Genomic DNA, 12,435 nt, shown 5'->3' with positions numbered 1-12,435 from the left:
AGCCCTCGACCCCGGGAACCGCATGTACGCACCCGAGATCACCGTCTCCCCGGCGCCCCTCGACGCCATCCTGCCGCTCCGGGAGGCGTACCGCCGCGAGGTCGCGTGCCAGATCATCAAGGATGCCTGGCACGGGCGCGGCTTCACCACGCCCTGGCTGCTGCACCTCGACGGCGCCGTGACGGGCTACGGCGCCACCGGCGGCGGCCCCGGCGAGCCGCACGACACCCTGATGGAGTTCTACCTGGTACCCGAGGCGCGGGGCGAGGGGCGGCGGCTGTTCGAGGCGCTGCTCGCCGCGAGCCATCCCGCCTGGATCGAGGCGCAGACCAACGACCCGTTCCTCCACCTGCGAGTCTACGACGCCGGCCGGGAGTGGACCGCGCCGACCATCCTCTTCGCCGACCAGCACACCACGCACCATCCGGCCCCCGGGGTGACGCTGCGCCGCCTGACGGAGGCTGACCGGGCGGGGGCATTTCCCCACACCACCGAGCCGGTGGGGGAGTGGGGGCTCGACCGCGAGGGGCGGATCGTGGCCACCGGCGGGCTCTTCTATCACTACAACCCGCCCTACGGTGACCTCTACATGGAAGTGGATCCCGCCTTCCGCGGTCGCGGCTACGCCACCTGGCTGCTGCAGGAGCTCAAGCGGATCTGCCGTGAAGGGGGCCACGTGCCGGCCGCGCGCTGCGATGCCGGCAACGCGGCCTCCCGGAGGGCCCTGGAGCGGGCAGGGATGTGGCCCTGCGGCCGGGTGCTCCGGTCGCGGATCTGACGGATCGGCGTATCTTCACACCCGGCCCCTCCCCCTGGGGCCCGGCCGCGGTGCCCCTCGCGCCGCGCGGCCCAGGTGCTCCTTCTCCCTCAAGGAGGTCGCCAATGCGCTGGCTCGACGCCAGCATCAGGTGGATCATGATCGTGGCGGGGCTGCTCACCGCCACGATGTTCCAGGCCGCGGTCGATTCCCGCGGCGCCCTTCGCGCCAACTTCGGCGAGACGCTCGAGGGCCCCGTGGCCGAGATCGTGGTCCGCAACTGGGGCGCGCTCATCGGGTTCGTCGGAGTGTTCCTGGTGTGCGGCGCCCTCCGGCCCGCGGTGCGCCGCGTTGCGCTGCTGATGGCCATCGGCAGCACGACGGTGTTCATCGGGCTGCTGCTGTCCATCGGGCGGCCGTTCCTGCATGATGGCGCGGGCATCGCGGTCATCGTCGACGCGATTCTCGTCGTCCTGTTCGCGGCCTACCTGCTCACCACTCCGTCCGGCGCACGGGCCACCGCCTGATGCCCCGCCACAGCATCCACGCCGGCGGCTGGGCCCTGGTGCTCGGCGCCGCGGCCTTCCTGGCGGTGTTCAGCTACCTCGCCGCCAGCTTCGACTATCCCGCCATCCTCGACGGCCCCGCCGACACGGTGCTGCCGCGGCTGCTCGCCACCGGCACGGCGGGCCGCGCCGTCTGGGCGGCGTACGCCTTCCTCCCGCTGCTGTGGCTGCCCGCGGGCGTCGGCGCCTACCGCGCGCTGCGCGACACGCACCCCGGCGGGATGCTGCTCGCCCTGCAGTGCGCCGGCCTCGGCGCCCTCAGCATGATGCTCGGCCTGATGCGCTGGCCCTCGCTGCAGTGGCGGCTGGCGGAGCTCCACGCCACCGCGGACGCCACCCAGCGCCCGCTGCTGGCCGCCACCTTCGACGGCTACAACACCTACCTCGGCAACTACCTGGGCGAGTTCCTGGGCGAGCTGTCGGTCAACGCGTTCTTCCTCCTGACGGCACTGGCCTGGCGCGCGGCCGGGCGCAGCCGCTGGCTCGGGTGGCTGGGCGTGGTGACGGCCGTGGCTGGATTCACGGGGATGTTCCGCAACGTGACCGGACTGGTGGCGCCGGTGGCCGCGGTCAACAATTACCTGCTGCCGCTGTGGATGATCGTGCTCGGCGTGGCGCTGATCCGCTGGCCGCCCGCCATGGAGGCGCGCCGCGCATGAGGCCGAGGCGATGGCTCCCCGTGGTGCTGGCGGCGTGCCTGGCGCGCGCGGCGGTGGCGCAGGCGGCGCCGGCCTTCGAGGTGCCGGCGTGGGCATTTCCGATGGTGCCGGCCGCCGCGGCGCCGGGGCGCGACCCGGCGGCCCTCCACACGGTGCCGGGCAGCGCCATGCAGTACCCGCGCTCGCGGGTGGTCGACGTGTTCCAGCCGCCCGACTGGTTCCCCGACAGTCACCCGCCGATGCCCACGGTGGTCGCGCGGGGGCGGCGGCCGGCGGTCATGGCCTGCGGCTTCTGCCACCTGCCGGACGGACGGGGCCGGCCGGAGAACGCCAGCCTCTCAGGGCTGCCGGCGGCGTACATCATCGCGCAGGTGCGCGAGATGCAACGCCGCGAACGCCAGACCGCGGCGCCCCTGCCGTACCTCCCCGCGACCTTCATGACGACCGTGGCCGACGCCGTGAGTGACGAGGAGCTGGCGGAGGCCGCGGCGTACTTCGCCGCGTTGCCGCTCGCGCGCCGCCACCGGGTGGTGGAGGCGGAGACCATCCCCAGCCCGGTCGCGGTGGTTGGCCTGTACCGGGCGGGCCCGGGCACTGAGCCGCTGGGCCAGCGGCTGATCGAGATGGCCGACGACGGGGAGCGACATGAGCTGCGCGATCCGACGCTGGGGTACGTGACCTACGTGCCGCCGGGGAGCGTGGCGCGCGGGGCCGCGGTGGCGCGGGGCGGTGCGGCCAGCGCCTTGAGCGCCTGCACCACCTGCCATGGACCGGCCCTCCGGGGGATGGCGCCCGCGCCGCCCTGGCCCCCCCCCCCCCCCCCCCCCCCCCCCCCCCCCCCGCCCCCCCCCCCCCCCCCCCCCCCCCCCCCCCCCCCCGCGCGGCGGGATGGACGGCGGGCCCGCTCGCCGACATGATCGCGGTGGCGGCGTACGCCGGGTCGCTGGAGCCGTGATGACACTGCCGCCGGATCCCACCCGCGGCTACGAGCGGCACGCCGCCGCGTTCCTCGCCGGGCGGAACCGCCCCGGCGCGGCCATCGGCGCCGCCGAGGTGCGCGCCTGGGCGCGCGACCTGCCGCGCGACGCCGCCGTGCTCGACGTCGCCTGCGGCTCGGGCGTCCCGATCACCCGCGCGCTGGTGGAAGAGGGGCACCAGGTCTTTGCCCTCGATGCCTCGTCCGCGATGGTGGCGGCGTTCCGCGCCAACTTCCCCCGGATTCCCGTGGCCTGCGAGCCGGTCGAGACCACGGCATTCTTTGACCGCACCTTCGACGGCATCGTGGCCTGGGGGCTCGTCTTCCTGCTGCCGGAGGAGGCCCAGCGGGTCGCGATCCGACGGATGGCCTCCGCCCTGGGGCCGGAGGGCCGGCTGCTCTTCACCGCCCCGGCGCCGGCCTGCGCGTGGATGGACGCGGTCACCGGCGAGCCGTCGCGCTCCCTCGGCGCGCCGGCGTATCGCGACCTGCTGCACGCGGAGGGGCTCGCGGTGGTCGGCGAATACGAGGACGACGGGCAGAACCACTACTACGATGCGGTCCGCCGCCGCGGCACGGGGCGCTACAGCCGGCCCGCCAGCGTGCTTCCGTAGCGCCGCTGACACCCGCCCGCCAAACACCCCGGCTGGGTGTCCCACGCCATTGACAGCCGCGCGCGCGCATCCCACCGTGGCGTGCGGGCGCGCCGCATGGGCGGTCCCTCCCCTTCCCTTCCTGTCAGAGGCCACGATGGCTGTCGCTGCAAAGACCCGGCGTCCCGACGTGGACGAAAAGGCATTGGTGCGCGTCTACCTCGCCGCGCAGCCGCCCGCCCAGCGCCAGGCGCTCAAGGCCATCCAGGCCGCGATCCGCGCCGCCGCCCCCGGCGCCACCGATGCGTTCAGCTATCGGATCCCCGCCTACCGGCTGGAGGGGAAGCTCCTGATCTGGTATGCCGCCTGGAAGGCGCACGTGAGCCTCTACCCCGTCACCGCCCCGGTGAAGCGCGCGCTCGGTGCCGCCATCAGGGGCTATGAGACCTCCAAGGGCACGCTGCGGCTCCCGCTGGAGCGTCCGGTCCCGGCAGCGCTCGTCAAGAAGGTGGTGAAGGCGCGGCTGGCCGAGCTGCGGAAGCCGACGCGGGCATCCCGAACCCGGAGGGACCCATGACCGGCACCGGCCTCACCGCCCCGGCGGAGGAACTCATCCGCTTCGGGCCTGGGGCCGACCTGAGCGTGGAGCTCACCTGCGGCGAGGCCCAGATGGGGACCTACACCCTGCGCCTGTGGACGCCGGACGGCCTCTCGGTGGTCCGCAAGGCGCGGGGCTCCTTCATGGACGAGGTGGAAGACCGCTATGCGCTGCTTGCGCCGCCCGACGCCAACGCCGAGCACCTGCTGCAGTGCCGCGCGCGGGTGTGGCTCATCCAGGGGCACCGGAAGTACGCGGTGTTCATGACCGTGAAGCAGGGCGCCACCGTGATCGGCGAGGCCCGGGAGGCGAGCCAGACCGATGAGCCCACGGTGGTGGTGGACCTGCGCGCCCGCCTGCGGCGGGCCTGAGCGTGCCCGCCCCGCGCGTGCGGCTGGCGGGCGCGCTGCTCGCGCTCGCGTACCTGGCCCCGGGCGCCGCCCGGGCACAGGTGCCGTCGCAGGTCGACAGCCTGGCCCGGGCCTACCGGGTGGACTACGCGGTGCCCGATGCCCCGGCCCTCACGCTGGTGGATGGCGACGCCGGCGACCTGGTGCGCCCCACCACCGTGCGGGAGCTGGCGGTGGTGCTGGCCGGTTTCACCGGCGACGGCGGCCTCTCGCTGCCGCGCGCGGCGGCCCTGGAGGTCTCGCCGGGGATGCTGTTCTTCGGCCGACGGCTCACCCTGCAGCGCTACCAGCGCTCGCCGGCGCTCTACCGGCTGCGGCTCTCGGTGGCCACCCGGCGCCGGGAAGAGGACGGCCCCCAGACCGCGCTCGCCGTGGCGGTCCGCACCAGCTTCATCGACGGCGCCGACCTGCGCACCAACCCGGCGTTCCTCGCCGCCGCGGCGCGGATCATCGAGCAGGTGGCCGCCATCGACGCCGCCGCGGAGGACGCGGCGGAGGCCGGCGGCGTCGACGCCCCGGTGGTGTACACGCCCGGGCAGCTGGCGGAGCTCGAGCGGCTCACCGCCGAATACCGGGCGCTCCCCGAGGCCGTGGCCGACACTGCCTGGAACAAGCGGGTGTTCGATGCGGCACTCGGCGTGGTGGCCGTGGGGGATTCCGCCGGCAACAACCTCGAGGCGCGGCAGTACGCCGCGTGGCTCAGCTACGGCGGCGGGATCGGCACCTGGGGGCAGCTGGTGGTGGGCGCCCGGATGGCCTCCGACCGCGACTCCACCAGCGGGAAGTTCGCGATGGCGGGGAGCGCGGTGGCCCGGTTCTACGGCGGCACCAATCACCAGAAGGTCTACCTCGACCTGCAGCTCTCCAAGCGGGGCGACGCCGACGCCGCGATGGTGCTCTCCGGCGGCTCGGAGCTGCGGGTGGCCCGCGGGCTGTGGGCCACGCTCTCGGTGGGCGCCCAGTGGGACGGCGCCGGGAACGACGGCCGCCTCCGGGCCCGGTTCGCTTTCAAGTCGGCCTTCCCCAACTGAGCCCGGTGGCGGGCGGCGCCGCGCGGGTTAGAATCCCGGCTCCCCCTCCCCGGCGGCATGCGTGGCGCGCTACTCCTACCAGGTCTGTCAGCAGCAGCAGAACCACATCACCTTCGTGAACGGCGAGTGGACCGGCACCATCCCCCTGGGGGGTGCCGACACCGAGGCCATGCTCGAGTCCTGCCCGATGTGCTGGGACTACCTCGCGGCGGCGGGGAAGGGGGGGTGGGAACTGGTGTCGGTGATGCAGGCCGGGAGCCCCGAGGCGCGGTTCGAGCTGCTCTACCTCAAGCACACGGCGTAGCGGACCGGATCCCGCGGGTGACGCCGGTCACCAGGCGCCCGCGGGGGCATGGACGGTGCCGGGACGACGGCTAGCTTGGTGCAGGAAGCTGCCTGTCGCCGTTCACGTCACCCGGGATGGCCCCATGCGCCACGCAACCCTTGCCTCCCTGTCGCTGCTGCTGGCTGCCTGCGGCGGCGGCCCCTCGGATCCTCCCATGATCCCGGAGATTCCGCCGGGGCAGGTCGTGACCACCGACGCCACCGTCCGCCTCCTCCCGCTGGAGGGCGGATGCTGGGTGATCGAGGTGGCGCCGGACCAGCGCTACGAGCCGGTGAACCTGTCCCCGGGATTCCGCACCGATGGCCTCAAGGTGCACGCCGTGCTGCGCGACGCACCCAACAACGCCAGCACCTGCATGGTGGGTCCGCTGGTCTTCGTCGACAGCATCGGTGCGTCGTAGCGCCGCCACGCGCACCGGCCCATGAGCACTCCCGAGGTGCCAACCCCCGCCGGGGTGGTGCGGTACCTGCTGCCTGGCGACTGGCGGGTCTTCGCCGGCAAGACCGACGCGGCCAACGAGGAGCTGAGCCTCCGCTTTGCGCGGCCCCGCGACCTGTGGTTCCACATCCATGGCCTGCCGGGAAGTCACGTGGTGCTCCAGGTGCCGGAGGGCCGGGAGCCGGAGAAGGGGGCCGTGGAGCTGGCGGCCTCGGTGGCCGCCTACCACAGCAAGGCGCGCGCGGCGGGGACCGTGGCGGTCAGCTGCACCGAGGCCCGCCACGTCTCCAAGCCCAGGGGGGCGAAGCCCGGCACCGTGGCCATCACCCGCGAGCGAATGATCAAGACCCGGCCGGCCACCGACGAGCTCATCGCGGCGTGGCGGGTGCCGGGGTGATGGGCGACCCCACCGTCCGCCTGCGGGGCCTCCTCCCCCAGACGGCCTCGTCGGCGCCGGTGCGCCCCGACGGCATGCCCTAGCATCGCTGGCCCGGCCCGCGACGCCACAGTAGTTTGTCGCCTGCGCTGGCCCCACGCCGGATCCGCCACCCCTCTCGCGTCAGGACGAGCATGACCTCCTTCTACTCTCCCGCGCAGCGCGCCCTGCAGGACCGCTTCGGCGCCACGAAGCTGGCCGACCTCATGACCCAGGCCATCGTGCACGCCGAGGTTCAGGAGGACGAACGGGCGTTCATCGAGTCACGGGACATGTTCTTCCTGTCTACCGTGGACGCGGCCGGTCAGCCGACCTGCTCCTACAAGGGTGGCGACCCCGGCTTCGTGCGGGTGGTGGACCTGCGGACGCTGGCCTTTCCGGTCTACGACGGCAACGGGATGTACCTCTCGGCCGGGAACATCGCCGCGACTGGCAAGGTGGGCCTCTTGTTCATCGCCTTCGACACCCCGCACCGCCTGCGGGTGCAGGGCACGGCCACGGTACAGGCCGAGGACCCGCTGCTGGCGGCGTATCCCGGCGCCGACCTCATCGTGCGGGTGGCGATCGACGCGATGTTCGTGAACTGTTCGCGGTACGTGCACCGACACTCGCGGGTGGCCGCCTCGCCCTACGTGCCCCGGACGGGCTGCGAGACCCCATACGCCACCTGGAAGCGGATCGACCTGGTGCAGGAGGCGCTCCCGCCCCGGGATGCGGGCAAGACCGTGCGGGCGGGCGGCACCATCACCATGGAGGAGTACGCGGCGAAGCTCATGGCCGGGGAGGCCTAGTCACCCGGCCCGCCGCGCGGCCGCCCCGTCCCCCCGCCATGGATCTCGATGCCGTGAGCGCCTCACGCCGCGCCTTCCTGCAGGCGCTCACGGGTGCCGCGGTGGGCGGGGTGCTTCCCCTGCCCCCCGGGCGTCCGCTCCCGCCGCGCGGCCTCGCGCCCGATCCGGCCGACTTCCTGTTCGATCCCGGGCTGCACTACCTGCAGACCGGCTCGCTCGGGCCCACGCCACGGCCGGTCCTGGAGCAGGCGGTGGCCTTCTGGCGCGACCTCGAACGCAACCCGACCGCCGTGGGCTACGGCGCGCAGGAACAGGCGATGGACGCCGTCCGCGCCCGCGCCGCCACCTTCCTGGGCTGCGCCACCGATGAACTCGTGCTCACCCGCTGCACCACCGACGGGATGAACCAGGTGGCGCAGGGGCTCCGCCTCGGCGCCGGCGACCGGGTGCTCACCACCGACCAGGAGCACCCGGGGGGCCGGTCCGGCTGGGACTACCTGGCACGTACCGCCGGTGTGGGCATCGACGTGGTCCCGATCGCGCCGGAGGAGCACGATCCCACCGTCCTCGTGGCCCGCTTCGCGGAGCGGATCACCCCGCGCACCCGGGTGCTGTCGTTTTCGCATCTGCTCTCGTCCACGGGGCTCCGGATGCCGGTGCGGGAGCTCTCCCTCCTGGCGCGGGACCGGGGCTGCCTGGCGGTGGTGGATGGCGCGCAGGCCGCCGGCGGCCTCGCGGTGGACGTGAAGGCCCTCGGCTGCCATGCCTACGCCACCAGCGGCCACAAGTGGATGCTCGGCCCCAAGGGCACCGGCCTGCTCTACCTGAGCGCCGAGCTGGGAAGCCGGGTGGACCCGATCCAGCTGCAGGGCGGGCGCGCCGCCTACAGCGCCTCGAGCGGGGTCACCAGCCTGCCGAGCGTGCTGGGACTCGGCGTGGCGATGGACTACCTCGACGCGATCGGCCTCCCGGCGATCGAGGCGCACAACCTGGCGCTGCGCGAGCGGGTGCGCGCCGGCCTCGCACGGCTGCCGCGCGTCACGGTCGTGGGGGCGCCGGAGGGAGCGCAGGCCGCGCCGCTGCTGAGCTACCGGCTGCCGCCCGAGGTCGAGGCCCACCGCCTCTCCCAGGCGCTGCTGCAGCGTCACCAGGTGATGGTGAAGGTGGTGCCCGGCGGCTGGTTCAACGGCCAGCGCATCTCCACCCACCTCTTCAACACCGCCGCCGATGTGGATGCCCTGCTCGCGGCGCTGGCCGCGGAGCTGGGTGGCTCCTGAGTAGACCCCCGCCCCGCCGCACGGTAACTTCCCGGTCCCTCACCACCAGGCGCCGCCGGGACCGCCCTCGCGCCGCCAGCCGATCGAAGGGACACCGCGTGGCCATCCGCCACACCATGCAGGTCGAGGGGGATACCCTCGTGGTCCAGGCCTCCGGGTTCGACGGGAGCCTGGCCGAGGTGGAACGATACGGGCTCGCGGTCATCGCGGCGTGCGTGGAGCACGGGGTGACCCGGGTGCTCTGCCTGGAGCAGGAGCTCGAGTACCGTCTGGGCACCATGGACACCTTCCGGGCGGCGGAGTTCATCGCCGCGCAGGCGCCGAGGGTGGGGCGGGTGGCCGTGGTCTGCGCGCCCGGCGCGTTGCCCGACGGCCAGTTCTGGGAGAACGTCGTGGTCAATCGCGGCCTGACGGCGTCGGTGTTCGTGGATGAGGAGGCCGCGGTCCGCTGGCTGCGGGCCGAGCCGGGCTCGGCGGAGTGGGATGGACTGTCGCAGCCCCGGCACGCCGGATGACCGACGACCAGGTGGCGGCGGTGGTGGCGGCCGATCTCGCGGCCCACGACGACCCGGCGGCGTCGCGGTCGCTCGGGATGCGCTGGTCGACCCAGCGGGCGCGCGCGGAGCTGGCGGCGCTGCGCCGGGCGCTGGTGCCGCCGGAACAGGCCGAGTTCGAGCTGCGCGACGCGTCGATCCTCATCACCTCCGGCGAGCCGGAGGTGCGGGAATACTGGGTGGTGGCGCAGGAGCCGGAGGGCACCATCGTCTTCTACGACGAGGACGAGGAGGAGTTCGGGCTGGCCCAGCTCACCCGGCGCGGCACCCGGGAGACCACCGGGATCCGGGGCGAGCTGGTCGACGTGTTCATGGCGCGCTGAGGGAGGTGGCGGTGGGACCCAGGTATTCGGCCGCGCTCGCCTTTGCGAGCGAACTCCACGGCAGCCAGCTCCGCAAGGGCACCGCCGTCCCGTACATCGCGCACCTGCTCTCGGTCTCGGCGCTGGTGCTCGAGGCCGGCGGCGACGAGGATGCCGCCATCGCGGCGCTGCTGCACGATGCGGTCGAGGACCAGGGCGGCCGCCCGATGCTCGACCGGATCCGGGCCCGCTTCGGCGATGGCGTGGCCGACATCGTCGCGGCCTGCACCGACGCGGAGGTCACCCCCAAGCCGCCGTGGCGGCAGCGGAAGGAGGCCTATCTTGCCTCCATTCCCCACAAGCCGGCCCCGGCGCTGCTGGTGTCGATCGCCGACAAGGTGCACAACGTGGGCGCGATCCTCCGCGACTACACCCAGCTGGGCGAGGCGGTGTGGGCCCGCTTCGCCGGCGGGCGCGAGGGGACGCTCTGGTACTACCGGTCGCTGTCCGACGCCTTCCGGGGTCGCGCCCCGCAGCCGCTGTGGGAGCTGCTGGAGGAGCGGGTGGCGGCGCTCGAGGCGCGGGCGCGCATCGCCGGCTGAGCCGCGGAGGCGCCTTGTCCCCGCCGCCTGGCCGCGGCATCGTTGGGCATCACCGATCGGGAGGCCGGGTGCGGCTACGGGTGTACAACCGGAAGGGCGAGCTGGTCGGGCCGGTGGAGCTGGCGCCGGTGGTGAAGACCGACGCCGAATGGCGGGCGCAGCTCACCCCCGCGCAGTTCCAGGTGGCGCGCGGGAAGGGCACCGAGCGCCCCTTCTGCGGCACGCTGCTCGACAACCACCGCGCCGGCACCTACAGCTGTGTCTGCTGCCGGCTGCCGCTGTTCGGCGCCGACGCCAAGTTCGAGTCGGGCACGGGGTGGCCCAGCTTCTTCCAGCCGGTGGCGCCGGAGAACGTGCGCGAGCACACCGACCGGAGCCACGGCATGGTCCGCACCGAGATCCTCTGTGCCCGCTGCGGCGCGCACCTGGGCCACGTCTTCGCGGACGGCCCATGGCCCACCGGCCAGCGGCACTGCGTCAACTCCGAGTCGCTCGCCTTCACCGACCAGGCGGACCTCGCCTCGCTCGCCGACGCCGCGGGCGACTGACCCCACGGTCCAGGGAGGATCCCATGGGCATCCTGATCCCGCTCTTCGCGCTGGCGATCCCCCTGCTGGTGATCGGGTTCAACGGCATGCAGAAGGTGCAGCGGCTCCGCATCGAGGAGCTCAAGCTGCGGGCCGGCGACGGGGGCGACGGCGCCGCGATCGACGAGTTGCGGGGCGAGGTCGATGCGCTCCGCCAGGAACTGGCCGAGGTGCATGAGCGCCTCGACTTCACCGAGCGGCTGCTGGCGCGGCATGCCGACGGGGGCCGGCTCCCCGGCGCACCCACCGCGTAACCGTGTCGCCACGGAGACCCAGATGGCCGTGACGCTGTCCCACGACGATCGGAAGCAGGCGCTCACCTCGATCCGGCGCTTCTGCCGGGAAGGCCTCGAGCTCGAGGCCAGCGACCTGCAGGCGATCGCGCTGCTGGAGTTCTTCCTCAAGGAGATCGGCCCGTCGGCCTACAACGCCGGCGTGGCCGACGCGCAGGCGTTCCTGCGGGACCGGGTGGCCGACCTCGAGGGCACCTGCTCCGAGCCGACCTTTGCCTACTGGCCCAAGGGGGCCTCGGTGCGGCGCAAGTGAGCCCCGAACAGCTCGCGCCGGTGGTGGCGGTGCCGCTGGCGCTGCTGCTCTTCGCCGGCTTCTGGGTCGCGGTCACGTCGCTGCTGGCGCACCTCACCGGCTGGCCGGCGCTCGCCGCGGAGTACCCGGGCGGCGAGGAGCCGCAGGGGAGCGGCTGCGGGGCATGGTGTACGGGTTCCGCCGGGTGAACGAGAACCGCGTGACCACGCTCGTGGCCACCCCGAAGGGGCTCTACCTCACCCCATGCGCCTCTTCCGGCTGGGCCGCCCCCCCGTGCTGGTGCCGTGGAACCGGGTGCGCTACGAGGCGGAGCGCTCGTTCCTGTGGGGCCGGTGGCATGACATCGACCTAGCGGGCATCACCACCATGCGGGTGGCGCCGGCCCTGCTGCCGGTGCTGCGGCGGCACGGCGTCTCCATCCCCGGCACGGCGCTCGCCTGATGCTGCTCCGCTGGCTGCTCGCCTCGCTGCACCTGCTCGGGCTCGGGATCGGGCTGGGCGCCATCTGGGTCCGCTCGCGGGCGCTCGCCGGCGCCCCGGATCCCGCGTGCGTCCGCCGCGCGCTCCGGGCCGACGCCTGGTGGGGGGTGGCGGCGCTCCTGTGGCTCGGCACCGGCCTGCCACGGCTGCTGCTCGGCCTGGAGAAGCCGGTGGACTACTACTTCGGCGGCCGGATCTTCTGGCTCAAGCTCGGGCTCTTCACCCTGGTGTTCCTGCTCGAGCTGGGCCCGATGGTGGGCCTCACGCTGTGGCGCATCGCGCTCAAGCGCGGCACCCCGCTGGACACCCGCAAGGCGGCCCAGTGGGCCACCACCGGGCGGGTGCAGGTGGCGCTGATCGTGGTGCTGGTCTTCGTGGCCACCGCCATGGCGCGGGGGTTCGATTTCTGATGTTCAGGGCTGGACCAACCAACCTGTACCGCCCCTCTTGACCTGACCGTTACATCCGGGACCTGACCACCCCCCA

The 12,435-nt window shown here is 73.7% G+C and carries 22 protein-coding genes; all 22 read left to right on the top strand.

Going from position 1 to position 12,435, the window contains the following annotated elements; genetic code table 11:
- Positions 1 to 22 precede the first annotated feature (22 nt).
- The 22 genes from IPJ95_04225 (at position 23) to IPJ95_04120 (ending at position 12,359) form a co-directional block, all read left to right on the top strand.
- Positions 23 to 778, top strand: coding sequence for a GNAT family N-acetyltransferase (locus tag IPJ95_04225; protein MBK7922825.1), 756 nt, complete (start codon positions 23 to 25; stop codon positions 776 to 778).
- Between the two features lie 104 nt (positions 779 to 882).
- The gene (locus IPJ95_04220; protein MBK7922824.1) at positions 883 to 1,284 is read left to right on the top strand and encodes a hypothetical protein; all 402 of its coding nucleotides are present in this window, start codon (positions 883 to 885) and stop codon (positions 1,282 to 1,284) included.
- Complete coding sequence (locus IPJ95_04215; GenBank protein ID MBK7922823.1) at positions 1,284 to 1,982, top strand: DUF4386 family protein; 699 nt, start codon at positions 1,284 to 1,286, stop codon at positions 1,980 to 1,982. The genes IPJ95_04220 and IPJ95_04215 overlap by 1 nt, the downstream gene beginning before the upstream one ends.
- Positions 1,979 to 2,899: a hypothetical protein gene (locus IPJ95_04210; GenBank protein ID MBK7922822.1), complete on the top strand. Its 921-nt coding sequence runs from the start codon at positions 1,979 to 1,981 to the stop codon at positions 2,897 to 2,899. Before IPJ95_04215 ends, IPJ95_04210 begins: the two co-directional genes overlap by 4 nt.
- A 37-nt stretch (positions 2,900 to 2,936) precedes the next feature.
- A complete protein-coding gene (locus tag IPJ95_04205) occupies positions 2,937 to 3,572 on the top strand; it encodes a class I SAM-dependent methyltransferase (GenBank protein MBK7922821.1) in 636 nt (211 codons plus the stop codon).
- A 136-nt stretch (positions 3,573 to 3,708) separates the two neighbouring features.
- Positions 3,709 to 4,128, top strand: coding sequence for a DUF1801 domain-containing protein (locus IPJ95_04200; GenBank protein ID MBK7922820.1), 420 nt, complete (start codon positions 3,709 to 3,711; stop codon positions 4,126 to 4,128).
- The gene (locus IPJ95_04195) at positions 4,125 to 4,520 is read left to right on the top strand and encodes a hypothetical protein (GenBank protein ID MBK7922819.1); all 396 of its coding nucleotides are present in this window, start codon (positions 4,125 to 4,127) and stop codon (positions 4,518 to 4,520) included. The genes IPJ95_04200 and IPJ95_04195 overlap by 4 nt, the downstream gene beginning before the upstream one ends.
- Positions 4,521 to 4,522: 2 nt before the next feature.
- On the top strand, positions 4,523 to 5,590 hold the full coding sequence (locus tag IPJ95_04190; GenBank protein MBK7922818.1) for a hypothetical protein: 1,068 nt from the start codon (positions 4,523 to 4,525) through the stop codon (positions 5,588 to 5,590).
- A gap of 61 nt (positions 5,591 to 5,651) precedes the next feature.
- Positions 5,652 to 5,894, top strand: coding sequence for a hypothetical protein (locus IPJ95_04185; protein ID MBK7922817.1), 243 nt, complete (start codon positions 5,652 to 5,654; stop codon positions 5,892 to 5,894).
- A 196-nt stretch (positions 5,895 to 6,090) separates the two neighbouring features.
- Entirely contained in the window at positions 6,091 to 6,336 is a 246-nt protein-coding gene (locus IPJ95_04180) for a hypothetical protein (protein ID MBK7922816.1), read from the top strand.
- Positions 6,337 to 6,357: 21 nt separating this feature from the next.
- Positions 6,358 to 6,771 (top strand): DUF814 domain-containing protein, encoded by a 414-nt coding sequence (locus tag IPJ95_04175; protein ID MBK7922815.1) that lies wholly within the window; start codon positions 6,358 to 6,360, stop codon positions 6,769 to 6,771.
- A 173-nt stretch (positions 6,772 to 6,944) separates the two neighbouring features.
- Positions 6,945 to 7,601 (top strand): pyridoxamine 5'-phosphate oxidase family protein, encoded by a 657-nt coding sequence (locus IPJ95_04170; protein ID MBK7922814.1) that lies wholly within the window; start codon positions 6,945 to 6,947, stop codon positions 7,599 to 7,601.
- Positions 7,602 to 7,654: 53 nt separating this feature from the next.
- On the top strand, positions 7,655 to 8,878 hold the full coding sequence (locus IPJ95_04165) for an aminotransferase class V-fold PLP-dependent enzyme (GenBank protein MBK7922813.1): 1,224 nt from the start codon (positions 7,655 to 7,657) through the stop codon (positions 8,876 to 8,878).
- A gap of 116 nt (positions 8,879 to 8,994) precedes the next feature.
- Positions 8,995 to 9,393, top strand: coding sequence for a hypothetical protein (locus IPJ95_04160; GenBank protein MBK7922812.1), 399 nt, complete (start codon positions 8,995 to 8,997; stop codon positions 9,391 to 9,393).
- Entirely contained in the window at positions 9,390 to 9,755 is a 366-nt protein-coding gene (locus IPJ95_04155; protein ID MBK7922811.1) for a hypothetical protein, read from the top strand. The genes IPJ95_04160 and IPJ95_04155 overlap by 4 nt, the downstream gene beginning before the upstream one ends.
- A gap of 5 nt (positions 9,756 to 9,760) precedes the next feature.
- The gene (locus IPJ95_04150; protein ID MBK7922810.1) at positions 9,761 to 10,336 is read left to right on the top strand and encodes an HD domain-containing protein; all 576 of its coding nucleotides are present in this window, start codon (positions 9,761 to 9,763) and stop codon (positions 10,334 to 10,336) included.
- 119 nt (positions 10,337 to 10,455) lie between these two features.
- Positions 10,456 to 10,884 carry a peptide-methionine (R)-S-oxide reductase MsrB gene (gene msrB, locus IPJ95_04145; protein MBK7922809.1) on the top strand — a complete coding sequence of 143 codons (429 nt, stop codon included), beginning with the start codon at positions 10,456 to 10,458 and terminating at the stop codon, positions 10,882 to 10,884.
- A 23-nt stretch (positions 10,885 to 10,907) separates the two neighbouring features.
- On the top strand, positions 10,908 to 11,177 hold the full coding sequence (locus tag IPJ95_04140) for a hypothetical protein (GenBank protein MBK7922808.1): 270 nt from the start codon (positions 10,908 to 10,910) through the stop codon (positions 11,175 to 11,177).
- A 22-nt stretch (positions 11,178 to 11,199) separates the two neighbouring features.
- Complete coding sequence (locus IPJ95_04135) at positions 11,200 to 11,469, top strand: DUF2164 domain-containing protein (protein ID MBK7922807.1); 270 nt, start codon at positions 11,200 to 11,202, stop codon at positions 11,467 to 11,469.
- Positions 11,466 to 11,657 carry a hypothetical protein gene (locus IPJ95_04130; GenBank protein ID MBK7922806.1) on the top strand — a complete coding sequence of 64 codons (192 nt, stop codon included), beginning with the start codon at positions 11,466 to 11,468 and terminating at the stop codon, positions 11,655 to 11,657. The genes IPJ95_04135 and IPJ95_04130 overlap by 4 nt, the downstream gene beginning before the upstream one ends.
- A gap of 55 nt (positions 11,658 to 11,712) precedes the next feature.
- On the top strand, positions 11,713 to 11,910 hold the full coding sequence (locus IPJ95_04125) for a hypothetical protein (protein ID MBK7922805.1): 198 nt from the start codon (positions 11,713 to 11,715) through the stop codon (positions 11,908 to 11,910).
- A complete protein-coding gene (locus IPJ95_04120) occupies positions 11,910 to 12,359 on the top strand; it encodes a DUF2214 family protein (protein ID MBK7922804.1) in 450 nt (149 codons plus the stop codon). Before IPJ95_04125 ends, IPJ95_04120 begins: the two co-directional genes overlap by 1 nt.
- The last annotated feature ends 76 nt before the right edge of the window (positions 12,360 to 12,435 follow it).

Source organism: Gemmatimonadota bacterium, assembly GCA_016713785.1.
Classification (GTDB): Bacteria; Gemmatimonadota; Gemmatimonadetes; order Gemmatimonadales; family GWC2-71-9; genus JADJOM01.
Note: the sequence above shows the minus strand (reverse complement) of the source record. Positions and strands in the feature narration are given on the sequence as shown.